Raw genomic sequence first — 26,236 nt, forward strand, 5'->3', positions numbered from 1 at the left:
CATGATGAAATCATACCTTTACCGCAAGAAAATGCGCTATGCGTTATTATTACTATGGATAGCGTTGGGAGCTTTGGCTCCCTTTCGCGTTTGTGCCCAAAAGGTGCTGCAACGCTCAGAGAAAATGCGCCCGGCGTGGCTTGCCAACCGCCTGCCCAAGCCTGGCAATAGCACCTTCCACTATCAGGTGACCGAGGGTGAACACCGCAACTTGGAGGAGGCGCGGCACAGTTGTCTGCTCAATCTCTCCACTTATATCAAAAGGACGCACCGGATAGAGGAGCAGACCGTGGCGGATATCAAACTTGAACAGCAGAACGGAGCCATGAACGAAAGTGAAAACTACCGGTTTGCTTACAACATCGAAGGGCAACAGGTGATTGTCACCTCTCACAAATACGATGAATACTGGGAATACCTGCTCTATCCCAACGGCGAGCGCATCTATCGTTGCTATACCCTATACGGGGTGGCAGACACACCCAATGTGGCGTTCGACCGTCTCTCTTTCAGCCGCAAATACGGCGTGCGCGGAGCTGCCCGTTCGCTGATAGTACCCGGTTGGGGACAGTTGTACAAAGGCAATACCGCCAAAGGGGCTTCCATCCTGGGAGGTGAAATAGCATTGGCGGCAGGCATATTGGTGGCCGAAAACCAACGCAGCTCTTATGTGAAGAAGATGCGCGAGCAACCCAAACACCTGGCTACCTACAACACGAAAGCCGACAACTGGGAGAACATACGCAACGCCTGCATCGGCGGAGCGGCAGCACTGTATGTATATAACCTGGTAGACGCACTGGTGGCAAACGGACGCAAGCGGAGCATCAGGCAAAAAGGTAGTCCCGTACATATGGCGCTTTACCCGTCGGTAGGCAGTTGCAATGGCGTGACGTTAGCTTTTCGTTTTCAATAAACCATCAAAGAATAAATAACATTACACATGAACAAAATGAAATCGTTGATTAAATTTTTTTGCGGAGCATCCGCACTGATGATTATTTGCGGAGTATTGTATAGTTGCACCAAAGACGAGGTGGAAACAATGGGCACTATCTATGGGATAGTGAACGACGCCGATACCGGCGAACCTATCGTCGACGCTCACGTGTCGCTTACCCCTTACGGAAAGACCATCAACACAGGAGGCGACGGGGGATATGAGTTTCAGGAATTGGAACCGGGACAATACACCATCCAAATCAGCAAATCGGGATATAAGACGAATACGAAACGCATCTCTGTTGTTCCGGGCGAAAAGGCTTCAGGCGACATGATGCTCAAACGCGGCGTTCCCAGCATCTCGCTGAGCGTAAACTCGTTGAACTTCGGAGGCCGTGCCACTAACAAGACGTTTTCCATTCGCAACATCAGTACGTCGGGCACTTCCGTATCGTGGCAGGTGTCTCAGGCTTTTCCTGTGAGTTGGCTGAGCGTCACTCCTTCCAATGGCTCTACTGCTGCGAGCAAGGAAAGCGTGGTTTCGGTAAATGTGAACCGCGACCGGGTGACGAAAGATGAAACCGCTACACTGATTGTAGAAGCAGACGGAGAATCATTCCCCGTAGAAATATTGGTATCGAAAAACGGAGAAGGAGATGATGGTGAGAATGATACGCCTGCCGGCGGAAGTTGTGGGGAGATTATTTCTTTTGATACAAAATTGAAAACGGAATTTCTGTCGTGCACTAAGGTCGGTAATGTGGTTGAGTTTCAGTTTAGGATAACGAATATGGGAGAAGATGATATAAAATTATATTTAGCTCCATTCAGCTCTGGAGGATATGATGATCAAGGAAATAAGCATACAGATAATGTATATTGGTTAGCAGGTAAACAATTGGTGTCTGAAGGAGTAAATACTCAGGAATTTCCTTCTAATATACCTATCAGTGGGAAAATTATGATTAAAAATGTATCTTCGACGGTAGGTTCAATTACTCGTTTTGAATTTGTTCTTGCTGGTGGAGTTTATGAATCTCCAGTGATGAATAAAACAATGATTTTTAAGGATTTGAGATGGTGATAACATCTGCAAATCATCAAAATAACTTAGAATAAACAAAGAATGCGTCGCCGAATATTACTTACCCTATGTTTGCTATGCTGCTCTGTGTCTCAGTTGTTGGCACAGAGCGGCAACTTGTCCGAAGCTGAGGAGTTTGCTGCTTTCCGCCGCGAATTGCAAAACGAATTTGATGACTTCCGCAAGGAAATCAATGCAGAATACGTGCGCTTCCTGAGCAACGCATGGGAAGAATTCCGCTTGTCGGCAGCAAGAACCCCCGACGAGGTTCCGAAGCCGCCGGTCCCCGGTATTTCGCAAGAGCAGAAGAGCATCCGGAAGCAAATCGACGTGCCCGACGAAAGAGTGGAAAAACCTGTCCGAAAACTGCCGGAGAGAGACAAGACGGAAGAGAGGAACCTCATCAGAAACTCGTTGGGGCAGAAAGGCGACTCGCTGCTATGTGAATATTTCGGTGCCCGGCTGCAACTGCGCTATCAGCACAAACAGTTTTTCTTGTCGGGCATTGCGGAGAAATCTATCGGTAGCTTGTGGAAAGACCTGGCCGACAGCCGTTTCTCCATGCTGTTGGCGGATATGCTGCGCTATAAAGAAGAAATGCAGATGAACGACTGGGCTTATTTCTTGCTGACGGAAAAGGTGGCGGCCCGGCTCTCTACCCTGCATAGCGAAGACTGCCGGACGGTGTTTCAGCATTTCTTCTTGGTACAGTCCGGCTACGACGCACGTTTGGCAAGGACGGAGCAGACTTTGGTGCTGCTGCTCCCCATTCGGGAAAAGGTGTACAACCGTCCCTATCTGGCGCTCGACGGGAAATCATATTACATCATTTCGAAAAAGAAACTCAAACAAAAGGCTGGTATATCCACCTACCGACTGCCGGACAAACTGGTGCAGCGTCCTTACTTTTCGCTGGCGATGGATAAAGACTTGCGGTTGCCGGTACAACCTAAACCGTTTTGCATAAAAGATGGCAAGCTGGAAGTGAAAGGAGAGGTAAACGCCAACAAGATACGGTTCTATCGCGAATACCTGTCGTGCGAACTCACCGTACACGCCCGCGCCGTGCTCGAAAGCCGATTGGCAAAGCAGGTGCTCGGTTCGCTTTCTGCCCAGTTGCAGGGAAAGCCGCGCATGGAAGCGCTCAACCTGTTGCTTTCGTGGGTGCAGAACGGGTTTAATTATCAGACGGATGACGAGCAGTTCGGCTACGAGAAACCCTTCTTCATCGAAGAGATTTTTTACTACCCTGCCTGCGATTGCGAAGACCGGTCAATACTCTTTGCTTATCTTGCAGGCAGGCTTTTCAAGCAAGAGGTCGTGTTGCTCGATTACCCCGGGCACATAGCTACCGCCGTCTGCCTGGATAAAGCGGATGCGGAAGCCACAGACGGCACTTACATCGTGCTGAAAGATAAGAAATACATCGTGTGCGACCCTACTTACATCAACTCATCGGCCGGACAAGCAATGCCCGCATACAGGAATAGCCGCTTCAAAGTAATCAAGTTATGACAGGCGAACTGCTGATAGAAGAAATCATAACGAAGGAATGCGAACGCTACGAACTCGAAAAAAGCGGTTTCATAGCCAACCGGCACGCTGCTATCGAGGAGTTGCTGGTTGCGCACGATGAATTTCTGCCTGCTGTCTGTTCGCCGGAAGAGTTTGCCGACCGGAAGCGGAGGTTGCTCGACGAATGGTATTCGCAGCAAGGATTTTCCGCTTTTTTCTGTCGGCAGGCGGAAAAAGGGAAAATGGCGGGAATGGTGAAACGTTTGATGATGAACGCTTTGTCTCATATACGAAGAAAACAGACGGAAGCCACGGTAGACGATGAACTGAAACTGGAAGAGGGGCGGACAGTGGCTTTTAAACTTTCATCGGGATTGTTTGCCGAACTATATCCGGAGCTCTGCCGCAATGGGAGGATGTACGCTTCGCCTTGCCGGCTGGAAGAGGCGTGTATCTGTCGTATTCGTGCGATGTTTCCTTTGGACTATCTGTTGCTATACAAGCGTCTTTGCGTGAGGGACAGCGAATTTTGGGAGGAGATATGGAGAGTGTTGCATCGCTTTGTACGTTTTTTGGTAGTGGAGAAAAAACGGGCGGACGACGAAGAAACGGTGAAAGAAGTCTGTATGGAAACCATACTTTCTGTGCAGGAGCAGTTGGACAAAGGAAGGCTGGCGCCGATTGCATCGGCAAGTCATCTGCTCCACTCGCTGCACATGACAGGGCGGAATAAGTTTCGCGAATGGCTTCGTGCCGAAGAGAAAAAGCAAGAAGAGACGCTGGCGGAAGAAGACCATATGTGCTGGCAGAACGGGCAGTACGAGGATATGATAGTGATGGACCGTAGCATGAGCGGACATTTCGATTACTTGCTGGAGACGGACGAGAAGAACGAATACGAACTGTGCTGTGCGCTGGCAGATGTGCTGAACTACGGCGACGGCGAGGTGTATCACTCATTGGTGGAGGGAATGCAGGAAACGGTGCAGGCAATCACCATGCTTTATGTGGAGAACAAGAGGTATGAGGAGATAGCGTTGATACTCTATGGAAAGGCTGACAGCAAACAGTTGGCTAATCTGCGTAAACTGGTCAGCCGTGGCAAGGAATATTTGAAAAAGAGAATGGCAAATCTGATTGTGGATTATAAACGGAAAGGGGCAGTTCCTTTGGTTGCCGGAGAGGAGTAGAAGCATGGAAAAGAAGTGTCGATACAAGCATTCCGATATCTGGCTGTATGTGCAGAACCGGATGAGCAGGGAAGAGGAGACGGAGTTTCAGTACCATCTGATGCATTGCCGCGTGTGTTGCGAAGACCTGGCGCATACCCGTTGCATGATACGCGCCATCGGAAAGAAACAACAACGCGTACCGTCGTTTCGCGGCTGGATTATAGCCGCTTCACTTACTTGCCTGGCAAGCGGAACCGCTGCCTATTGGTATCATCAGGCAGCGGGTGGAGATGCGGACGCCGTTTCTCCCGGCAATGTATATGAATGGCGGATAGATCCGCCGGTTGTACATGATAGCAGAGACAGTGTGGCTGTTGTTCGCGATTCCTGTCTCAACGATAGTGGGCTTAGGGATGAATAGGTAATTGTCCGGCACATATCTCGTCGAATATCCGAAACAGCTCTTCCTTTGTCTCTGCCCGCAGCATCGCAATGCGCGTATTGCGGAAGTTGGGGATTCCCTTGAACAGAGGGCTGGCTGCCAAGTGGCGGCGTACGTGCAGGATACCTCGGCGTTCGTCGAGCAGGTTCACGCTGTCGGTCACTTCCTGGCGGAGCACGTCCATGCACCATTCAAAACTCAACGGCGGTAGCTCTTCCCCCGTTTCCAGGTAATGTTTCACTTCTTTAAATATCCACGGGCGTCCGAAGCTGGCACGCCCAATCATCACAGCATCCACACCATAACGGTCGAAGCACTCCTTGCAGCGTTGAGGAGTGGTCACATCGCCGTTGCCAATGATTGGGATATGCATACGGGGATTGTTTTTCACTTCTCCTATCAGCGTCCAATCTGCCTCGCCGGTGTACATTTGCGCACGGGTACGACCATGTATGGTTAGAGCCGCGATACCGCAGTCCTGCAACTGTTCGGCCAGTTCGACGATGATTTTGCTGTTTGCGTCCCATCCCAGACGGGTTTTCACGGTGACGGGGATGTTCACCGCATCGACTACGGCGCGCGTGATTTCCAGCATCTTGGGGATGTTCTGCAACATTCCCGCTCCTGCTCCTTTGCCTGCCACCCGCTTCACGGGGCAGCCGAAGTTGATGTCGAGGATGTCCGGTCGTGCCTCTTCCACGATTTTGGCTGCTTCCACCATCGTCTCCGTATCCTTGCCGTATATCTGGATGGCGACAGGGCGCTCCTCGTCGCTGATGCTCAACTTCTGTGCCGTCTTGCTGACGGCGCGAATCAGCGCATCGCTCGATACGAACTCTGTATATACCATGTCTGCGCCGAACTTCTTGCACATCAGGCGGAAAGCAGGGTCGGTCACGTCCTCCATCGGAGCGAGCAGGATGGGTTGTTCTCCCAATTCTATGGAACCAATCTTCATATATGTTTTTGATATTTACCGGTTATGATTGAAGTAACTTCATCTTTTCGCTGCAAAAATACGGAAAAAAGCCTACCTTTGTACGCATTCATTTGATTAACTGATACAAATAAGTATGATTCTATGAGTCTTAGTTTGAAAGATTTTGAAATCATGGCCCCTGTGGGTTCGCGCGAGTCTCTGGCTGCGGCGATTCAGGCAGGCGCCGATTCTATCTATTTCGGAATAGAGAACCTGAATATGCGTGCCCGTTCTGCCAACACGTTCACGATTGACGATTTGCGGGAGATAGCCCGTACGTGCGACGAGCACGGGATGAAGAGCTATCTGACGGTCAACACCATTATCTACGATAAGGACATCCCGCTGATGCATACCATTGTCGATGCGGCGAAGGAAGCGGGAATTTCGGCTGTGATTGCCGCCGATGTAGCGGTGATGGACTATGCCCGCCGGATAGGGCAGGAGGTGCACCTTTCCACCCAGTTGAATATTTCCAATGCGGAAGCGTTGAAATTCTATGCGCAGTTTGCCGATGTAGTGGTGCTGGCGCGCGAACTGAACTTGGAGCAGGTGGCGGAGATTTACCGTCAAATACAGGAAGAACACATCTGCGGTCCGAGCGGCGAGCAGATACGCATCGAGATGTTCTGTCACGGTGCGCTTTGCATGGCTGTTTCGGGCAAATGTTACCTTTCCCTGCACGAGATGAACCATTCTGCCAACCGGGGCGCCTGTATGCAGGTGTGCCGCCGTTCGTACACTGTCCGCGACAAGGAGACGGAGGTGGAACTGGATGTCGACAACGAATATATCATGTCGCCCAAAGACTTGAAAACCATCCATTTCATGAACAAGATGATGGATGCTGGCGTACGCGTGTTCAAGATTGAAGGCCGTGCCCGCGGTCCCGAGTATGTGCGTACGGTGGTGGAATGCTATAAGGAAGCCATCAAAGCCTACCTCGAAGATACGTTCACCGACGAGAAGATTGCCTGTTGGGATGAACGGCTGAAAACTGTCTTCAACCGTGGATTCTGGGACGGTTACTACCTCGGTCAGCGTCTTGGCGAATGGACGCGCAACTACGGCTCGGCAGCAACCGAACGCAAAATATATGTCGGCAAAGGTGTGAAATATTTCTCCAACATCGGAGTTTCCGAATTTCTGGTCGAAGCGGCGGAAGTCAGCGTGGGCGACAAGTTGCTCATTACAGGGCCTACCACCGGCGCAGTGTTTACAACATTGGAAGAGGCGCGTGTCGATCTTAAACCCGTGCAGACCGTCAGAAAAGGAGAACACTTCTCCATGAAATCGGATAAGATACGCCCCAGCGACAAACTGTATAAACTGGTATCCACCGAAGAATTGAAGAAATTCAAAGGGCTGGACATCGAACAAAAAAGAGGATAAACGATGGCACACTATATCTATGAATTGGAAATGAAGGTGCGCGACTATGAATGCGACCTGCAAGGTATCGTCAACAATGCCAATTACCAGCATTACCTGGAGCATACCCGCCACGAATTTCTGACTTCGGTAGGCGTGAGTTTTGCCGCGCTCCACACACAGGGCGTAGACCCGGTGGTGGCGCGTATCAGTATGGCTTTCAAAACTCCGTTGAAGAGTGGCGACGAATTTGTATCCAAGCTATATATGAAGAAAGAGGGTATCAAGTACGTATTCTACCAGGATATCTTCCGCAAAAGTGATAATAAAGTAGTAGTGAAATCCACTGTTGAGACGGTATGTGTAGTGAACGGACGGTTGAGTGACAGCGAATTGTTTGACAACGTCTTTGCTCCCTACCTCACATGAACAGCTCCGAAAAAGAACAGATTTACAGCATCGCCCTGACGCTGGTGCCCGGCGTCGGGCACATCGGGGCGAAGCATCTGGTGAGCGGAATGGGCAGTGCCGTCGATGTATTCCGTTTGCGCAAGGAATTGCCGGAGCGTATTCCCGGAGTAAACCGCCGGGTAGTGGAGGCACTGGACTGTCCGCAAGCCATCGCCCGTGCCGAACAGGAATACGAATTTGTCCGTAAGAACCGGATTTCATGTCTGACTTTTCACGACGAGGCTTATCCTTCCCGTATGCGGGAGTGCGAAGATGCTCCCATCGTACTTTTCTTTAAAGGCAATGCCGATTTAAACTCCTTCCGTATTATCAATGTAGTAGGTACCCGCCATGCTACGGAGTATGGTACCCGTATCTGTGCCGCTTTCTTGCATGAGTTGAAGGCGCTTTGCCCCGATGTGTTGGTTGTCAGCGGACTTGCCTACGGGATTGATATTCATGCACACCGCGAAGCGCTTGCCAATAAACTTCCTACGGTGGCTGTCTTGGCACACGGCTTAGACCGCATCTATCCCTCTGTCCATCGGAAAACGGCTGTTGATATGCTTGAAGAGGGCGGATTGCTCACCGAGTTCATGTCCGGTACAGCTCCCGATCGGCATAACTTTGTCAGCCGTAACCGCATCGTTGCCGGTATGTGCGATGCTACCATAGTCGTTGAGTCGGCAGAGAAAGGCGGCTCGCTGATTACTGCCGAACTTGCCGAAAGCTATCATCGCGATTGCTTTGCCTTCCCCGGGCGTGCGGACGATGAATGTTCGGCGGGCTGCAACCGGCTGATTCGCGACAATAAAGCCGCTTTGCTTCTCTCCGCCGCCGACCTGGTGAATGCGATGGGGTGGAATTCTCCTGCCTCTTCTTCGGCAAAAGTAAATGTGCAGCGCAGCCTTTTCCTCGAACTCTCTGAGGAAGAACAGAGGGTAGTCGCCATCTTGGAGAAACGCGGCAGTCTGCAAATCAACACTTTGGTCGTGGAAACGAATATCCCCGTGCACAAAATGAATGCGATTCTTTTTGAATTGGAAATGAAAGGGGTGGTGCGTACGATGGCGGGAGGAATGTATCAGCTATTGTAGGATGTTTACAGGTGGGTACGCGGGTACAAAAAGCGGGCAGGCATAAAAAAAGGAGCAACGCCTTGCTCCAACCTTTGTTAACCTTAAATCTAATACTATGAAAAAAATCACATCACAAATATAGAGTTTCATAGCATTTCCTCCAAAAGAAGTATCCTATATTTGCTTTTCTTTTACTTTCTTTCATGGTTTTTTGCGATTATGTGTCAAAATGGTATTGGCGGGATTAATCATTCCATGAAATTGCCCCCTGTCAAGGCCATCAATTATCAGAGTGAAAAGGAGTGAGTTTTACTAATTGAGGATTCTCTTCCTTGTCCATGATTGTTGCATAAAAAGTGTCAGGTTCTGCAGATGCACTAAATCTAAAATGCAGCACAACCTTTAATAAATAATAAAAGGAAAGGGAACAGTGCAAAATTTACTTCTGTTATGATATAAAACATATGTTTTGCTTGTTATAATAATGAGTTTTTCTAACTATATGTTAATTCAATTCACTATATTTGTGTATGTGAAGTTAACCGAAAAAATAATTCTTTTATTATTGACTATGATGAAAAAGGAAATTAAATTCAGTCTTGTTTATCGGGATATGTGGCAATCTTCCGGTAAGTATCAGCCTCGGGTAGACCAACTTGTGCGCATTGCTCCTTTGATTGTCGAAATGGGCTGTTTTGCGAGAGTGGAAACCAACGGAGGGGCGTTTGAGCAGGTAAATCTGCTGTATGGAGAGAACCCTAATAAGGCTGTGCGGGCTTTTACGGCGCCTTTCAACGAGGCGGGCATTCAGACGCATATGCTCGACCGGGGACTGAACGGGTTGCGGATGTATCCCGTGCCGGCGGATGTGCGCCGGTTGATGTATAAGGTCAAGAAGGCGCAGGGGGTGGACATTACGCGTATCTTTTGCGGGTTGAATGAGACGAGAAATATAATTCCTTCCATCAAGTATGCGCTGGAAGCAGGCATGATTCCGCAGGCAACGCTTTGCATCACGTACTCTCCGGTGCATACGGTCGATTATTACGCGGAGATTGCCGACCGGCTCGTTGAGGCGGGAGCGCCCGAAATCTGCCTGAAGGATATGGCAGGTATCGGACGTCCGGGGATGTTGGGCCAACTGGTGCGGCGCATCAAGGAGAAACACCCCGAAGTGCTGATTCAGTATCACGGGCATAGCGGTCCGGGGCTGTCGATGGCGTCCATCCTCGAAGTGTGCGAGAATGGTGCGGACATCATTGACGTGGCGATGGAACCGATGTCATGGGGCAAGGTGCATCCGGACATCATCTCTGTGCAGGCGATGTTGAAGGATTTGGGATTCCAGGTGCCCGACATCAATATGAAGGCGTATATGAAGGCACGTGCCATGACGCAGGAGTTCATCGACGACTTCCTGGGCTACTTCATGGACACCACCAATAAATATATGTCGTCGCTCCTGCTGAAATGCGGTCTGCCCGGCGGAATGATGGGGTCGATGATGGCCGACCTCAAGGGAGTGCACGCAGGCATCAATATGATACTGAAGAGCAAGAACGAACCGGAACTGAGCCTCGACGACCTCTTGGTGATGCTTTTCGACGAGGTGGAATACGTATGGCCTAAGTTGGGATACCCGCCGCTGGTGACGCCTTTCAGCCAGTATGTGAAGAATGTTTCGCTGATGAACCTTATGCAGAAGGTGAAGGGCGAAGAACGATGGACGATGATAGACAACCACACGTGGGATATGATTTTGGGCAAGAGCGGACGCCTGCCCGGAGCGCTGGCGCCGGAGATTGTGGAGCTGGCAAGGGCGAAGGGGTATGAGTTTGTAGATACCGACCCGCAGTCGAATTATCCCGATGCGCTCGACGAATACCGCCGGGAGATGGACGAGAACGGCTGGGAATATGGCGCGGACGACGAGGAACTGTTTGAACTGGCGATGCACGACAGGCAGTACCGCGATTACAAGTCGGGAGTTGCCAAGAAACGGTTTGAGGACGAGTTGCAGCGCGCCAAAGATGCGGCGATGGCGAAGAGCGGCTACTCGGAGGAGGAAATCAAGAAGCTGAAACGTGCCAAAGCCGACCCGGTGATTGCGCCTTCCGGCGGTCAGGTGCTTTGGGAAGTGTCGGTAGACGGGCCGTCGATACCGCCTTTCATCGGCCGGAAGTACCAGCACGATGAGGTGTTCTGCTACCTCTCTACTCCGTGGGGAGAATACGAAAAGGTGTGGGTAGGCTTCACCGGACGGGTGGTAGAGGTGTGCGCCCAGCAGGGAGCCGTGGTGCGCAAAGGCGATGTGATAGCCTATATCCAGCGGAGCGATATTTTTGCATAGAAGGCCACTGCCTGTATATAAGAAAATCCCTTGCTAGAACAGATAGTTCCAGCAAGGGATTTTTCTTGCTTGTTCGGAGTCCGGACGTTATGTTTAATCTTTCAGCTTGGCTCTGATGAAGTCGCGGTTCAAGCGTGCGATGTTGCTGATAGAGATGTTCTTCGGACATTCGGCTTCGCAGGCGCGTGTGTTGGTACAGTTACCGAATCCGAGTTCGTCCATCTTCGACAACATGGCTTTGGCGCGGCGCAGTGCTTCCGGCTTGCCTTGCGGCAGGAGGTTCAACTGGCTTACTTTGGCCGAAACGAACAGCATTGCCGAACCGTTCTTGCACGCAGCCACACAAGCACCGCAACCGATGCAGGAAGCAGCGTCCATCGCTTCGTCGGCGATGGGTTTCGCAATCAGGATGGCGTTGGCGTCCTGCGGAGCACCTGTGCGTACGCTTACATAACCGCCTGCCTGCATAATCTTGTCGTAAGCGGTGCGGTCTACCATCAAGTCCTTGATGACGGGGAAACCGGCCGAACGCCAGGGTTCTACCGTGATGGTGTCGCCGTCGTTGAAGCGGCGCATATAAATCTGGCATGTAGTAGCACCTGTTGCCGGGCCGTGCGGATGTCCGTTGATGTAGAGCGAGCACATACCGCAGATACCTTCGCGGCAGTCGTGGTCGAATACTACCGGTTCTTTTCTTTCGCTGATGAGCTGTTCGTTCAGAATATCCAGCATTTCGAGGAAGGAAGTATCACCGGGGATATCTTTCATTTGGTAGGTTTCAAAAGCACCTTTAGCCTTCGGACCGGCCTGGCGCCATACCTTCAGTGTAAATGATATATTTTTATCCATTTTCTTCTAATTCTTTTAAATGTTTAACTTCGCCGGTTAGCTCTTGTAGTTACGTGTTTGAACCTTGATGGCTTCGTACACCAGCGGTTCTTTGTAGAGTACAGGAGCCTTTTCATCGTCGCCCTGGTACTCCCAGCACGCTACGTAGAAGAAGTTTTCGTCGTCACGTTTGGCTTCTCCTTCTTCCGTCTGGTATTCTTCGCGGAAGTGGCCGCCGCAGCTTTCGTTGCGGTTCAACGCGTCGTAAGCCACCAGTTCGCCCATCGTGATGAAGTCATACAGGCGGATGGCCTTGTCAAGCTCTACGTTCATGCCTTCCTTTGAACCGGGGATGAACAGGTTGGTCTCGAACTCCTTGCGCACTTCCTTCAGTGCGGCAAGACCTTTCTTCAAGCCCTCTGCCGTACGTCCCATACCGACGTATTCCCACATGATATGTCCTAATTTCTTGTGGATGGAGTCGACAGATTCCTTACCCTGGATGCTCATGAACTTGTCGATTTTTGCCTGAACGGCTTTTTCCGCTTCGGCAAATTCGGGCAGGTCGGTAGAGAAACGCGGAACCGTAATCTGGTCTGCCAAGTAGTTTTGGATGGTATAAGGCAATACGAAGTAACCGTCGGCAAGACCCTGCATCAGTGCGGAAGCACCGAGGCGGTTGGCACCGTGGTCGGAGAAGTTACATTCGCCGATGGCAAACAGACCCTTGATAGTGGTTTGCAGTTCGTAGTCTACCCAGATACCGCCCATTGTGTAGTGGATGGCCGGGTAAATCATCATCGGGTTGTAGTATTTCACGCCGTTGATTTCTTTGGCCAGTTCGCCCGGATTGACGTCGGTGATTTCTTCGTACATATCGAAGAGGTTGCCATAGCGTTGGAGCACGATGTCGATGCCCAAGCGGTTGATAGCTTCGGAGAAGTCGAGGAATACTGCCAGTCCTGTGTTGTTGACACCGAATCCGGCGTCGCAACGTTCTTTGGCTGCACGGCTGGCAACGTCGCGCGGAACGAGGTTACCGAAGGCCGGATAGCGGCGTTCCAGGTAGTAGTCGCGGTCTTCTTCGGGGATGTCGCTTCCCTTGATTTCGCCTTTCTGAAGTTTCACGGCGTCTTCCTTCTTCTTCGGCACCCAGATGCGTCCGTCGTTGCGGAGCGATTCGGACATCAGCGTCAGTTTCGACTGCTTGTCGCCGTGTACGGGGATACAAGTGGGATGAATCTGAACGTAAGCCGGGTTGGCAAATACGGCACCCTTGCGGTAGCAGGAGATGGCAGCCGTACAGTTACATCCCATAGCGTTGGTAGAGAGGAAGTAAGCGTTTCCGTAACCGCCGGTAGCGATGACTACGGCGTGAGCGGCGAAGCGTTCCAGTTTGCCTGTCACGAGGTTTTTGGCGATGATACCGCGTGCGCGTCCGTCAACGAGGACTACGTCCTGCATTTCGTAGCGTGTGTACAGTTTCACCGTGCCTGCGTTCACCTGGCGGCTCAGTGCGGAGTAAGCGCCCAAGAGCAACTGCTGTCCTGTCTGACCTTTGGCGTAGAACGTACGTGACACCTGTGCGCCACCGAACGAACGGTTGTCCAGCGTGCCGCCGTATTCGCGTGCGAAGGGAACGCCCTGTGCCACACATTGGTCGATGATGGCGTTGGACACTTCTGCCAGACGATATACGTTGGCTTCGCGTGCACGGTAGTCGCCACCTTTCACTGTGTCGTAAAACAGGCGGTAGATTGAGTCGCCGTCATTCTGATAATTCTTGGCAGCATTGATACCACCCTGTGCAGCGATGGAGTGTGCACGACGGGGAGAGTCCTGAATGCAGAAATTGAATACTCTGAAACCCATTTCGCCGAGTGAAGCGGCGGCAGAAGCACCTGCCAGACCCGTACCTACGACGATGATATCCAAACGACGCTTGTTAGCGGGGTTCACCAATTTCTGATGCGCTTTATAGTTGGTCCATTTCTCAGCCACCGGGCCTTCCGGAATCTTTGAATCTATCTTGATCATAATATTATTTACAATTTAATCATTTACAATATCCTATTTAGCAAGCACCGCCGCAAACGAGCGATTTCACGAAGAATACCACTACTACCAGTGCGAAGCCGAGCACAACAACCGTAGAGTAGAGGTTGGAGATGCATTTCCAACGGTTGATCCATACTTTGTTGTTCCATCCCAATGACTGCATGGAGCTCCAGAATCCGTGTGTGAGGTGAAACCACAGTGCAAACAGCCACACGAGGTAGAGCACTACGTACACCGGGCAGGAGAAAGTCTGCTGGATGTGATAAGCGCCGTTGGCGGCATAAGCCAGTGTCAGTGTGTCGGCGTGCATACCTGCGTTGTGCATCAGTTCGGGCAACTGCATTTTGGCCCAGAAGTTGAAGAGGTGCAAGCCGAGGCCTACGATTACGATGATACCCAGCACCAGCATATTCTGCGAAGCCCATTCTACGTTTTTAGGCTTGTCAGTCACTGCATAGCGTTCGCTGCCGCGTGCTTTGCGATTCTGCATGGTCAGCCAGAAGGCATAGATGATGTGAATGATGAAAAGGGCGGCAAGTCCGGCGGTAGCTACCAACGCATACCAGTTTGCTCCCAGAAATTCACAAATCATGTTGTAACCATCGGCCGAGATGATTGCAACCAAGTTCATCGCCATGTGAAATGTCAGAAACAGGATAAGGGCGATACCGGTAACGCTCATCACCACTTTCCTTCCTACAGATGAATTACTTAACCACATAAATGATTGAATTTAAATTATTTAATTGTTAGAACTAAAATTTCGTCGTTTTTCACCGTTTACTACTTTGCAAAGTTAGGAGAAATAGATTGATTGAGCAAGGAATTAAGGAAATAATTCTTTAATAGGCAGGCTTTCCGATTTTGTCGCGCTGCATAAACGGTTTGTCTGACACCCGGGTCTCAGCACTACTGACACCCGGGTGTTGTGGGGTCTGAGACCCGGGTGTCAGTATCGGTGAGACCCGGGTGTGGACAAGTCGCTGTTGCGACGGGGATTTTTCTCGTCAGTAAGTGGGATGGGATTCCGTTGCAAGGGCGGGATGGTGGAGGGAGGAGAGGGGAGTTTTGTTTTTCGGAGAAAATGCGTGAAATGTGCGAAAACAAAGATTTAATGTAGCCTTTTCAATAAATAGTTGTAACTTTAAGGCATAAAAACATCATTTGTGTTCAGAATGACGAAAGAAGAACTTGTAGCACGGCTACGCGACATAGAATGGGACGACTTTGAGGTGAAGGCCGCGAAATCCGAACTGCCGAAGAATATATGGGATACCGTCAGCGCTTTTTCGAATTGCTCCGGTGGGTGGATTGTACTTGGCGTTAAGCAATCGGGGCGTTCGTTTGAAATAATTGGCGTTGATAATATTGAGAAACTTGAACAAGATTTCTTCGGCACGCTGCGTTCCAAAAAGTTTAATGTACCTCTTTTGGCAACGTTGCATCGCTATGAGTTGGACGGGAAGCATATCATTGCATTTTATTTGCCCTCATCGGAAATCAAGCCTGTTTATTTTGGTTCTCTTGAAAACACCTTTATACGTATGGGGAGTGGTGACCAAAGAGCCACACAGCAGGAAATAATGTCGATGATTCGCGACCAGTCATTTGGTGTACAATCGCAAAAATCCATTCCCGATACTAACATTAATATGCTCAACCGGGATGCACTGACCGATTTTCGGGGCGAAGTGCGCCATTGGGGATTGGTTTCGCACCTCGACAGTGTGAGTGATGAAGAATTTTGTAAAGGCGTGGGTGTTACCGATCATCTCGGGCAGTTGACCTATGGCGGTTTGATAATGTTCGGCAAGAGTCCATACACCTTGAACTTTGTGCCGACTTTCTGTGCCGATTATGTTGAGATTCCCGGTACAGGCCTTGAAGCGATGACAAATAATTATACCTACCGCATCCCCGAACAGCAGAATCTTTGGGAAGCCGGCCGTGTGATTTTACGGCGTCTTCGTACGCTTGTCAACACTCCGATGGTGGGAATCAATGAACGTGGGCAATCGGTCGAGGATTTGTCCGAATATGATATACTTCGGGAAGCAATGGTTAATCAAATGGCTCATGCCGACCATTTCAGTTCACGTCGAAGCTGTATTCATGTCTTTGACGACCGTATTGAGTTTCTCAATCCGGGTGCGATGCCGATGTCATTGGAAATAATGGAAAGCTCTTTTGAATCGCAGCCACGCAATCCGGTAATATCAAAATTGTTTCGGCTCGCACACTTGTCCGAAAACCTCGGTTATGGTCTTCGCAAACTCAAACGGTGGCAGGAAGTCACTGGACGGTCGATGCACATCGAAGCCACTATAAATTCCGTTAAAGTGACTTTTGACCTCCAGATGCGTGATGTCGCTAAAAATGTCGCTAAAAATGTCGCTAAAAATGTCGCTAAAAACTTGACTGAGCGCCAGCAGCAAATCATAGCCATTATAAGCGGCAATCCGGAGACAACCAGGTCGGAGATAGCCTCCGTCATTGGTGTCTCAGCCAAAACAATAGAGCGTGAGCTTGCCGCACTTTCCGATAGAGTCCGTTACGTCGGTTCGAAGAAGGGTGGTCATTGGGAAATAGGCACTGAACCCTGATGCACTGCCATTTCCGTATGCTACTTTGGTAAGGAAAGGCAGAAGCCCGACGCGGCTTAATTGCCTTTCAACTTCTTCCTGTATTCGTCGGAATTCAATATCTCCAATGCTTTCAGCACACTTTCGTTGGTTGTGTTCATCACCCGGAAATACTCGTTCATGTCCCAAAGGTCGCGTGCTATCAGGGCTTTGAGCTGCGTCTTGATAAGTGGGAGCGACTTGCGGTACTGCTCTTCGTTGAATTTCACTCCCTCTTTATCGCCCATTTCGCGCAGGGTTGCCATCATGTTGTCGTCTATGGCAAACTTCTCGTCGAACGGTTCAAACTTCTTGTACTTGCTGTTCAACTCCTTCCGGTGGCTTTCGATAAACTTCATCGTGAACTTGATGATGACGCCTTTGGCAACCAGGTGGCGGTGATAGTCCGTGTAGAGAGTAGTGTCGATGGGGACGAAATAGTCGGGCATGATACCTCCTCCACCATATACGATGCGGCTCAGCTTCTTGGTCTGCACTTTCAGCGAGTCGGGAAAGTGGATGCTGTCGGCGTTCATCAGTTCGCCACGGTTGAAACGTTCTATCAGGTCTTGGTTATAGTCTGTCGTGCTGTCGTAGGGTTTTTGGATGCAGCGTCCGGCAGGGGTGTAATAGCGCGAGATGGTCAGCCGAATCATGGAGCCGTCGGGCAGGTTGATGGGGCGCTGCACCAGCCCCTTGCCGAAGGAGCGGCGGCCGACGATGATTCCTCTGTCCCAATCCTGCACGGCACCGCTGACGATTTCGCTGGCGGAAGCCGTATATTCATCCACCAGTACGATAAGGCGTCCGTTGCGGAACTCGCCGTTGCCTTTGGCGTAGAATTCGCTGCGCTTGGCGGCTCTGCCTTCGGTGTAGACGATGAGTTCCTTCTGTCCTAAGAATTCGTTGGCAAGGTCGATGGCGGCGTTGAGGTAGCCTCCGCCGTTGCCCTGGAGGTCGAGAATCATCTCTTTCATGCCTTGTCTTTGAAGTTCTTTCATGGCTTTTTTGAACTCTTCGGCGGTGGTTGCCCCGAAGCGGTTGATGCGGATATACCCCGTCTTGGGCTGAATCATGTAGGCTGCATCCAGGCTGAGGATGGGGATTTTATCTCTCTTGACAGTAAACACCAACGGGTCTTGCACGCCACGGCGGACGATTTTCAAGTCGACTTTGGAGCCTTTCGGACCGCGAAGCCGCTTCATTATCTCCTCCGTGCTCATCTTCACGCCGGCAATGGCACTGTCGTTGACGGCTACGATGCGGTCGCCGGCAAGGATGCCGACCTTCTCCGAAGGGCCGTTACTGACAGGTTGCACCACGAGCAGCGTGTCTTCAATCATCTGAAACTGTACGCCGATGCCTTCGAAATTGCCCTGGAGGGGTTCGTTTATCTTCTTCACCTCTTCCGCATCGGAGTAGGTGGAGTGCGGGTCGAGTTGTGCCAGCATCTTGATGATGGCTTCTTCTACCAGTTTGTTTTCGTCTACTTTGTCTACGTAGAGTTTGGAGATGGCAAATTCCGCCATTTGGAGTTTGCGCATGGCGGGCGAGCCGAAATTCTGGGCCTGGGCGGCTGATGTGGCGCACAGGCAAATCAGGAGGAGGAATGTTTTAATCTTATTCATAATCTTACTTTGCTCCATTCTCAGCTTATTTTCATTCCTTCGGGAATGAATTGGCTGATATCTTTGTTGTAAGTCAGCAGTTCGCGCACAATCGTAGAGCTGACACACGTCAGTTCGGGTTCGGTGAAGAGCAGGATGGTTTCGATGCCTGCCAGTTTGCGGTTGATGTCGGCAATCGTCTCTTCGTATTCGAAATCCTTCACGGTGCGGATACCGCGAACGATGAATCTGGCGCCTACCTGCTGCGCAAAGTCAATCGTCAGACAGTCGTAAGACATCACCGTGATGCGGGGTTCGTCCTTGTAAAGTTCGCGAATCATCGCTTCCCGCTTCTCGATGGGGAAATAAGTGTTTTTGTTCTCGTTGATGCCGATGCCTATCACTACCTCGTCCATAAAGGTGAGTGCACGTTTCACTACCGAATAGTGCCCGATGGTGAAGGGGTCGAACGTGCCCGGGAATATTGCTCTTCTCATGATGCCAAGTCTTCTTCTATAACCAAGTTGTCTATGATAAAATTCTGCCGCTCCATCGTATTCTTGCCCATGTAGAATTCGAGCAACTCTTTTACGGCGTCCGTCTTGCGCAGCGAAACCTGCTCCAAACGCATATCCTTGCCGATGAAGTGCTTGAACTCGTCGGGCGAGATTTCTCCCAATCCTTTGAATCGGGTGATTTCGGGGTTCGGGCTTAGCTCATTGATGGCGTTGATGCGCTCTTCCTCGCTGTAACAGTAGATTGTCTTTTTCTTGTTACGCACGCGGAACAAGGGAGTTTGCAGGATATATACGTGTCCCTTCTTGATGAGGTCGGGGAAGAATTGCAGGAAGAAGGTGATGAGCAGCAGGCGGATGTGCATACCGTCCACATCGGCATCGGTAGCCACGATGACCTTGTTGTAGCGCAGCCCGTCCAGCCCGTCCTCGATGTTGAGGGCAGCTTGGAGGAGGTTGAACTCCTCGTTTTCGTAGACAACTTTCTTGGTCAGCCCGAAAGAGTTCAACGGCTTACCGCGCAGGCTGAATACCGCCTGCGTGTTGACGTCGCGGCTCTTGGTGATGGAACCGCTCGCCGAGTCTCCCTCGGTGATGAAGATGCAGGACTCCTCTTCGAGTCCTTTTCCCTTCGGGTCGTTGAGGTGTATGCGGCAGTCGCGCAGTTTGCGGTTGTGCAGGTTGGCCTTCTTGGCACGCTCGCGGGCAAGTTTCGTCACGCCGGCGATGGCCTTGCGCTCCTTTTCCGACTCCTGAATCTTTTGCAGGATTACCTCGGTCACGTCCGCGTGCTTGTGCAGGAAGTTATCCACCTCTTGTTTGATGAAGTCGCCCACATATTTGTTGACTGTCACGCCGCCGGGAACCATGTTGGTAGAGCCCAACTTGGTCTTGGTCTGGCTCTCGAAGATAGGCTCTTCCACGTTGACGGCAATGGCGGCAACCAGTCCGTTGCGGATGTCGGTGTAGTCCATGTTCTTGTTGAAGAACTCCTTGATGGTGCGGGCAATGTGCTCTTTGAAGGCACTTTGGTGTGTGCCGCCCTGCGTGGTGTGCTGCCCGTTGACGAAGGAGTAGTATTCTTCGCCGTATTGTCCGGTATGGGTGAAGGCGATTTCGATGTCCTCGCCTTTCAGGTGGATAATCGGGTAGAGTCCGGTGGCGGTCATGTTGTCGTTCAGCAGGTCTACAAGACCGTTGCGCGACAGGATGCGGTGACCGTTGTAGATGATGGCAAGCCCTGTGTTGAGGTACGTGTAGTTGCGCAACATCGTCTCGATGAATTCGGGCTTGAAACAATAATTGAGGAAGAGTGTGTTGTCCGGCTCGAAGAAGATGTAGGTTCCGTTTTCCTCTTCGGTGTCTTGCGTGCTGTCGGTCAGCAGGACACCTTTGGAGAAGATGGCGGTACGTACTTTCCCATCGCGGTAGCTGCGTACCTCGAAACGGGAACTCAGCGCGTTGACAGCCTTCACGCCGACACCGTTCAGCCCGACGCTTTTCTTGAACGCCTTGCTGTCGTACTTGCCTCCCGTGTTCAGCACGCTCACGGCTTCAATCAGCTTTCCCTGCGGAATGCCCCGGCCGTAGTCGCGCACGCTGATGCGGAGGTTTTCTTCGACGATGATTTCGATTTTCTTGCCGGCCTGCATTTTGAACTCGTCAATACTGTTGTCTATTACCTCTTTCAGAAGGACATAGATTCCGTCTTCGGCGTGTGCTCCGTCGCCTAACCGTCCGATATACATACCGGGACGTGTGCGCACGTGCTCCATGTCGCTCAGGTGGCGTATATTGTCGTCGGTGTACTCTACTTCACGGGGGGGGGCTACAGGTATTAATTCGTTCTCTTCCATGACTGTTCTTTGTTATTTTATCTCTTTGATGAACGCACGGCGGCGCTTATGTTGCTGGGTCTCAAAGTAATCCCACTGTGCCTGCACTTTTCCGTTCAGCTCTAATTCGGGATTGCTTTCTGCAAAGATAAAACCTAATTCCTGATAAACCGGAATTAAATCGGAAAATAATAAAGCGTTCACACCTTTGTTCTGGTATTCCGGCTTTACGGCAACGAGTAGTAAATCAAGCATTTTGGCACGCCGTTTCATGAACAATGCTTTCAGCAGGTGGAACCATCCGAAGGGCAACAGGCGTCCGTGCGACTTCTGCAAGGCTTCCGCGAGAGACGGCATGGAGATACCTACGCATACCAGTTGGTCCTCGGCATCGGTGATGAGTGTCACCATGCGCAGGTCGAGGATGGGCAGGTACATCTTGACGTATTGGTCGATTTGCCGTTGTGTGAGCGGGGAGTAGCCATAGAGCGGGCTGTAGGCTTCGTTCATCAGTTCGAAAATCTTCTGCCCGTAGTCTTTGGCAAGTTTGCTGCCCGAGGTATATTTCTTTACTTTGAGGTTGTATTTCCGTTGAATCAGTTCGGAGATGCGCTTATGCTTGTCGGGGATGGCATCGGGGATGTAGATTTTGTATTCCACCCAGTCGGCGTCTTTCTCGAATCCGAGTTTCTCCATGTGCACCGGATAGTAGGGGTAATTGTAGATGGTTGCCATCGTGCCGAGTTGGTCGAAGCCTTCCACGAGCATTCCTTCCGCATCGAAATCGGTAAATCCGAGAGGCCCGGCAATGTGTGTCATTCCCCGTTCTTTTCCCCACTCTTCCACGGTCTGGATGAGGGCGGCGGACACGGCGGGGTCGTTAATGAAGTCTATCCATCCGAAGCGGACGTTCTTGCAGCCCCATTTCTCATTGGCGCGGTTGTTGACGATAGCGGCTACGCGCCCTACGATTTCACCGTCGCGGTAGGCAAGGAAATAATCTGCTTCACAAAACTCGAACGCCGCATTTTTCTTCTTGTTGAACGTGTTGAGCATATCGTCGTAGAGGTCGGGCACGGAATAAGGATTGTCCTTATACATCCTGTAGTTGAAACGGATGAATTTCTTTAGCTCACTCTTTGTGGTGACTTTCTTGATTGTAATAGCCATATCTCGTATTTATGATTGAGGGAACAAAGATACGGGATAATCTTTAAATTTCGGGCACGGATGGCACGGAATTCGCGGTCTGGATGAAAGAAAAACCGTGTTGTCCGTACTGTCCGTGCCCTGAATTTTAAAGATGTTTGCACCAATCAGGCGTTATTTACGCCATCCCATCGGTTGCTCCAGATTGGGGTTGAGCTGTATTTCGCTGAACGGGATGGGGAAATAATAACATTTCGGTTCTTCGAATTTGGCGGGGTTGCTGCGTTCGGTAGTGAACCGTATGTTGCCCTTGTTGCCTTCGCTCAGGTAGATGTTGCCCTCTCTGCCGTCTTTGTCTACGAGGTAGTAAACCTTTTGTAGTTTGGTTATCTCTTCTTCCGTCAGTCCGGCTGTTTTGTCGGGCGACTCCAAAAAGGCTATATCATATTCGCCGTCGCCGGTAACGTCGTACGCTCCGAAGCCGGGAATGTACACGCCCTCTGCGGGGCCTTCCAGCAATTTGCCGGCTTTCCATCTCATCAGGTCGTCATAGCGGAGGCCTTCGCAAGCCAGTTCCACACGGCGTTCGCGGCGTATTTCCAAAATCACGTTTGCCAGGTTGCCGCTTACGGCAGGATATTGAGCGGCGAGCACCGGGTCGGTGGCAACGTCTATCTTCATGTCGGGCATACCTACGCGTCTTCTTAACTTGTTGACGGTAGCGTTTAAGTCTTCCTGTTTGAGCGTGCCCAGCTCAGCTTTTGCTTCGGCGTTGATTAACAGTGTCTCTGCATACCTGAAAATAATGATGTCGTTGTAGCCGGCGTCATATCCGCTGTTCAGCTCCGGTGTGCGGGGATAGTATTTTAACTGCGGCAGGTAACCGTAGTCGAGTTTTGCCACTGTGGGCAATGTTTCGTTCGATTTGATAAAGCCTGCGGGCATGATGGTTTCCGCCATACGGGGGTCTCTGCTTTCGAACATTTCGTTGTACGTTTTTGTGGCGTAGGCAGGGTCGGATGTGGCAGGAGTTCCGTCCGTTTTCAAGTAGCTGTCTGCCAGGCTGCGGCTCAGGTGCCACATCCAGTCGATGACGGAAGGCGTATTGCTGCCGCGTTTCAGGGTGCGGTCGTAGTCGGCGTAGAGAATGATTTCCTTGTTTCCTGCCAGGTCGCCCGTGAAGAGTGCGCGGTAGCCTTCGGGTCCTTCTCCCGTGATGTCGAATCCGGCTTTCATAATCTCGCTGGTTGCCCATACGGCTTTTTCTAAGAATGCGGAGGCGGTGTTTGCCAGGTTAATTTCCGTGTGATACTTGCGGAAAGTACCTTCGTGCAGGGCAAAGCGTGCCAGCAAACTGTAGGCAGCCCATTGATTGATGTAAGTGCGGCTGTCAATAGGTTTGATGTGATTGGCTGCAAATTCCAGGTCATCCATGATTTTCTCGGCTATCAGTTCGCGGCTGTCCATTCCTTTGTACAAATCGGGGTCGTCTGTACTCAGAGGACGGTCGTACCAGGGAGCAGCTCCGTATCTTTTCAGCATCTTGAAGTAGAAGTTGGCACGGAAAAAGCGCGCTACACCGATGTAATGGTCGATTTCCGTCTGTTCGCCTTTCACCTTATGGGCGTTCGCCAACAATACGTTGGCTTTGCGCAGGTTGTACCAGTCTTTGTCTTCGCTTTTGCTCCATCCGCCCACGTTGTTTTCGTTGATGGTTCCGTGCAGCATACTGTGCACTTCGTTGCTTGCCGTATAACCGCCGATGTTGTCGGAATAGAGGTCGTCCGAGCTATAGGACAAATCTTTGTAAGAGTTGTTCAGGTAGATTGCCATATCTTCCGGAGTTTGGAAGAAGGCTTCTTCGTTCAGTTCGGTTTCCGGGTATTTTTCGAGGAAGCTGTCGTTGCAGGCTGTCAGGAAAGCCAGGCTGATGCTTGCCGAAAGAATATATTTTAATGCTTTCATATAATTATTGTTTGCTGATTTAAAAATTCAAGTTAACACCAAATGTAAAGGAACGTTGCAACGGATATGTTTTGCTGCTTGAATCCAGTGCCTCCGGGTCGAGGTTGGCTTTCAAATGCTGGAGCTCGCACAGGTTTTCGCCGCTGAAGTAGAAACGTACGCGTTCGATACCGGCTTTCTCGGTCCATGCTTTGGGCAGGGTGTAGCCGAAAGTTACGTTTTTCAGGCGCAGGTAAGAAGCGTCTTGCAGGTATCGGGTTTGCGGGCAGGCAAGTTCCGAACCGGTGCTTTCGGCAATGTACGGTTTTACGCGCGGGAAGTAAGCGTTGCGGTTGTCGGGTGTCCAGTGGTCGAGGTTGCCTTTCTGTACGTTGGTCCAGGGTTGGGCGTAGATACCCCAGAAGTAGTGGTTGCCACCGCCGGCATACCAGTCTCTTTTGCCCACACCTTGCAGGAAGACACGCAGATCGAATCCTTTCCAGTTGGCATCCATGTCAATACTGTAAGGCAGGCGGATGGAGTTGTTACCGATTTTCTTGAAGTCGCCCGGATTGGCGAGCGTACCATTGCCGTTGCTGATTTCATGGTCGCCGTTGATGTCCTTGAACTTCAAGTCGCCCACGTAGAATTTGTAACCCATGTCGTCTTCGCCCACTTTGGTCTGGTCGGCATGGCTGGCGAGTTCTTCTTCGTTCTGGAAGAAGCCTTCGGTGGTCAATCCCCAGATTTCACCCAACTCCTTGCCTACGTAATGTTTGTTGTCTGTCCAGATGGAAGTACGTACCTGGTTTCCGTCCTTGTCCGTGTCATACACATAGTTGTCGAATTTGGTGATGAACGAGCGGCTGTCCGAGATGATGAAGCGGGCACCGTAGCTGAAAGGCGAACCTGCCAGGTTGAACTGGTCTCTCCAAGCTAACGAAAGTTCCCAACCGCGTGTTTTCAAGTCGGCTGCATTCTCCTGCGGCTCGCTGGTTCCCAATACGCCGGGAAGTGATTTACCTTTGGTAAGCATACCTTCGGTGTAGCGTACGTAATAGTCGAAATTGGCTGTCAGACGGTTATTGAGGAATCCTAAATCGATACCGCCGTTGATGGTTCTCACCTGTTCCCATGTAAGTGAACTGGACACGATACCCGGCATGATAATTTGGAGTGGCTTCTTGCCATCTAAAATCCAACCGCTTTCTTCGGCTTTCATCTGCGGGGAGAAAGCGTATGCACCTACATTCTGATTGCCCAGGCTACCGTAAGAACCGCGTAACTTCAACGTATTCAGTCCTGTTTTGTCTTTCAGGCTTTCCATGAATTTTTCCTGCGATACGTTCCATGCGGCAGAAACGGAAGGGAAGAAACTGTAGCGGTCGTTCTTCGGGAATGGAGAAGTACCGTCGTATCTGCCGTTGAACTCAACGATGTATCGGTTGTCGAATACGTAATTCAAGCGGAAGAAAGCACCGCGAACCGACCAGTCGGTAATTTTTTCGCTGGCTTTGACCGTGCCCGTAGCAAGTTCGACAGTCGGGAAAGCTGTACTGATTAGCTGGTCTTTATTCGCCCAATAGCTGTTGGTACGTGTGCTTTCCTGATTGAAACCGGCCATTACCTGCACGTAGTGGCGGTCGGCAAAGGTCTTGTGGAAATCGGTGTAGACATTGAATACGTTGTTGTCGTAGAATTCGGAGTCGTTGCGGGCAGAACTGCTCGTTGTATTCTGTTCAAGTGCCATTTCCGGACCTCTTCTGTAGGAGTAAGGCAATGAAGCTCGGCGGGTACGTTCGCTGTCGCGGCGGAAGGTAGCATCCGCTTTGACTTGCCATACGTCTTTTATCAGGTCGATGGTAGCTGCAAAGGTAGTAGAAAAGTCACGACGGTCGTTCACGTAGCGTCCGCCATGCTCCAGTTGTCCTAAAATGGAACCTCCGGATTGTGTGTAAGTTCCGTCCGGGTTTTTCACGACGTCAAGCGTGCTTCTGCGGTTCACTTCGTGGAAGAAACCTTCCATGTCGATATTGGGCTTGTCGTATTTGCGGAAGGCAAAAGACGTGTTGTTGCTGATGTTCAACCAGTCGGTGATTTGGAAATCTACTTTACCGCGCATATTATAGCGGTCGTAGATATCGTTTCCTTTCTTGAACATACCGTCCTGGCGGTAGTATTCGCCCGACAGATAATAACCGGATTTCTTGGTACGCTGGGCGATGTTGAAATTAACGGTATAGGAGGGCGCTATATTCTTATAGGTTTCGTCCATCCAGTTCGTCTGTCCGTAGT

The 26,236-nt window shown here is 50.8% G+C and carries 19 protein-coding genes and 1 pseudogene; 10 read left to right on the forward strand and 10 right to left on the reverse strand.

The window, feature by feature from the left end:
• The first annotated feature begins 1 nt into the window (after position 1).
• From QZ331_RS00555 to QZ331_RS00575, 5 genes are read left to right on the forward strand one after another with little or no spacing between them, the layout of a single operon-like run.
• Positions 2–916 carry a DUF5683 domain-containing protein gene (locus QZ331_RS00555; RefSeq protein WP_294627030.1) on the forward strand — a complete coding sequence of 305 codons (915 nt, stop codon included), beginning with the start codon at positions 2–4 and terminating at the stop codon, positions 914–916.
• 27 nt (positions 917–943) lie between these two features.
• Positions 944–2,026: a carboxypeptidase regulatory-like domain-containing protein gene (locus tag QZ331_RS00560; RefSeq protein ID WP_294627032.1), complete on the forward strand. Its 1,083-nt coding sequence runs from the start codon at positions 944–946 to the stop codon at positions 2,024–2,026.
• A gap of 42 nt (positions 2,027–2,068) precedes the next feature.
• The gene (locus tag QZ331_RS00565) at positions 2,069–3,541 is read left to right on the forward strand and encodes a hypothetical protein (RefSeq protein WP_294627033.1); all 1,473 of its coding nucleotides are present in this window, start codon (positions 2,069–2,071) and stop codon (positions 3,539–3,541) included.
• Positions 3,538–4,731, forward strand: a complete 1,194-nt coding sequence (locus QZ331_RS00570; RefSeq protein ID WP_294627035.1) for a hypothetical protein — start codon at positions 3,538–3,540, stop codon at positions 4,729–4,731. The genes QZ331_RS00565 and QZ331_RS00570 overlap by 4 nt, the downstream gene beginning before the upstream one ends.
• 4 nt (positions 4,732–4,735) lie before the next feature.
• A complete protein-coding gene (locus tag QZ331_RS00575) occupies positions 4,736–5,134 on the forward strand; it encodes a hypothetical protein (RefSeq protein WP_294627037.1) in 399 nt (132 codons plus the stop codon).
• Here QZ331_RS00575 and dusB read toward each other — a convergent pair.
• On the reverse strand, positions 5,121–6,113 hold the full coding sequence (gene dusB, locus QZ331_RS00580) for a tRNA dihydrouridine synthase DusB (RefSeq protein ID WP_294627039.1): 993 nt from the start codon (positions 6,111–6,113) through the stop codon (positions 5,121–5,123). The two genes, QZ331_RS00575 and dusB, sit on opposite strands and share 14 nt — an antisense overlap.
• Before the next feature lie 123 nt (positions 6,114–6,236).
• Here dusB and QZ331_RS00585 point away from each other — a divergent pair, with 123 nt between their 5' ends.
• From QZ331_RS00585 to QZ331_RS00600, 4 genes are all read left to right on the forward strand, one after another.
• Complete coding sequence (locus QZ331_RS00585) at positions 6,237–7,526, forward strand: peptidase U32 family protein (RefSeq protein ID WP_294627041.1); 1,290 nt, start codon at positions 6,237–6,239, stop codon at positions 7,524–7,526.
• 3 nt (positions 7,527–7,529) lie between these two features.
• A complete protein-coding gene (locus tag QZ331_RS00590) occupies positions 7,530–7,934 on the forward strand; it encodes an acyl-CoA thioesterase (protein ID WP_294627042.1) in 405 nt (134 codons plus the stop codon).
• Positions 7,931–9,052 (forward strand): DNA-processing protein DprA, encoded by a 1,122-nt coding sequence (gene dprA / locus QZ331_RS00595; protein ID WP_294627044.1) that lies wholly within the window; start codon positions 7,931–7,933, stop codon positions 9,050–9,052. Before QZ331_RS00590 ends, dprA begins: the two co-directional genes overlap by 4 nt.
• Positions 9,053–9,608: 556 nt before the next feature.
• Positions 9,609–11,384: an oxaloacetate decarboxylase gene (locus tag QZ331_RS00600; RefSeq protein ID WP_294627248.1), complete on the forward strand. Its 1,776-nt coding sequence runs from the start codon at positions 9,609–9,611 to the stop codon at positions 11,382–11,384.
• Positions 11,385–11,477: 93 nt separating this feature from the next.
• Here QZ331_RS00600 and QZ331_RS00605 read toward each other — a convergent pair whose 3' ends face one another.
• From QZ331_RS00605 to QZ331_RS00615, 3 genes are read right to left on the reverse strand one after another with little or no spacing between them, the layout of a single operon-like run.
• Positions 11,478–12,233 carry a succinate dehydrogenase/fumarate reductase iron-sulfur subunit gene (locus QZ331_RS00605; RefSeq protein ID WP_007747474.1) on the reverse strand — a complete coding sequence of 252 codons (756 nt, stop codon included), beginning with the start codon at positions 12,231–12,233 and terminating at the stop codon, positions 11,478–11,480.
• A gap of 36 nt (positions 12,234–12,269) precedes the next feature.
• Positions 12,270–14,249: a fumarate reductase/succinate dehydrogenase flavoprotein subunit gene (locus QZ331_RS00610; protein ID WP_294627052.1), complete on the reverse strand. Its 1,980-nt coding sequence runs from the start codon at positions 14,247–14,249 to the stop codon at positions 12,270–12,272.
• A 37-nt stretch (positions 14,250–14,286) separates the two neighbouring features.
• Entirely contained in the window at positions 14,287–14,991 is a 705-nt protein-coding gene (locus QZ331_RS00615; protein WP_294627054.1) for a succinate dehydrogenase/fumarate reductase cytochrome b subunit, read from the reverse strand.
• Positions 14,992–15,445: 454 nt separating this feature from the next.
• On the opposite strand from QZ331_RS00615, the gene QZ331_RS00620 reads away from it, so the two are divergent.
• Positions 15,446–16,873: an RNA-binding domain-containing protein gene (locus QZ331_RS00620; protein ID WP_294627249.1), complete on the forward strand. Its 1,428-nt coding sequence runs from the start codon at positions 15,446–15,448 to the stop codon at positions 16,871–16,873.
• Between the two features lie 56 nt (positions 16,874–16,929).
• Here the strand turns inward: QZ331_RS00620 and QZ331_RS00625 are convergent, their stop codons facing one another.
• The 6 genes and pseudogenes from QZ331_RS00625 to QZ331_RS00650 form a co-directional block, all read right to left on the reverse strand.
• Positions 16,930–18,519 carry a S41 family peptidase gene (locus QZ331_RS00625; protein ID WP_294627056.1) on the reverse strand — a complete coding sequence of 530 codons (1,590 nt, stop codon included), beginning with the start codon at positions 18,517–18,519 and terminating at the stop codon, positions 16,930–16,932.
• 20 nt (positions 18,520–18,539) lie between these two features.
• Positions 18,540–18,995, reverse strand: coding sequence for a pantetheine-phosphate adenylyltransferase (gene coaD / locus QZ331_RS00630; RefSeq protein ID WP_294627059.1), 456 nt, complete (start codon positions 18,993–18,995; stop codon positions 18,540–18,542).
• Positions 18,992–20,869, reverse strand: coding sequence for a DNA topoisomerase IV subunit B (locus QZ331_RS00635; protein WP_294627061.1), 1,878 nt, complete (start codon positions 20,867–20,869; stop codon positions 18,992–18,994). The genes coaD and QZ331_RS00635 overlap by 4 nt, the downstream gene beginning before the upstream one ends.
• A gap of 12 nt (positions 20,870–20,881) precedes the next feature.
• Positions 20,882–22,018, reverse strand: a complete 1,137-nt coding sequence (locus QZ331_RS00640; protein ID WP_294627063.1) for an N-acetyltransferase — start codon at positions 22,016–22,018, stop codon at positions 20,882–20,884.
• A 153-nt stretch (positions 22,019–22,171) separates the two neighbouring features.
• Positions 22,172–23,962, reverse strand: coding sequence for a RagB/SusD family nutrient uptake outer membrane protein (locus QZ331_RS00645; RefSeq protein WP_294627065.1), 1,791 nt, complete (start codon positions 23,960–23,962; stop codon positions 22,172–22,174).
• A gap of 19 nt (positions 23,963–23,981) precedes the next feature.
• Positions 23,982–26,225: pseudogene (locus tag QZ331_RS00650) on the reverse strand (SusC/RagA family TonB-linked outer membrane protein); the annotation flags it as partial.
• Between the last annotated feature and the right edge of the window lie 11 nt (positions 26,226–26,236).

The organism is uncultured Bacteroides sp., from assembly GCF_910586915.1.
Classification (GTDB): Bacteria; Bacteroidota; Bacteroidia; order Bacteroidales; family Bacteroidaceae; genus Bacteroides.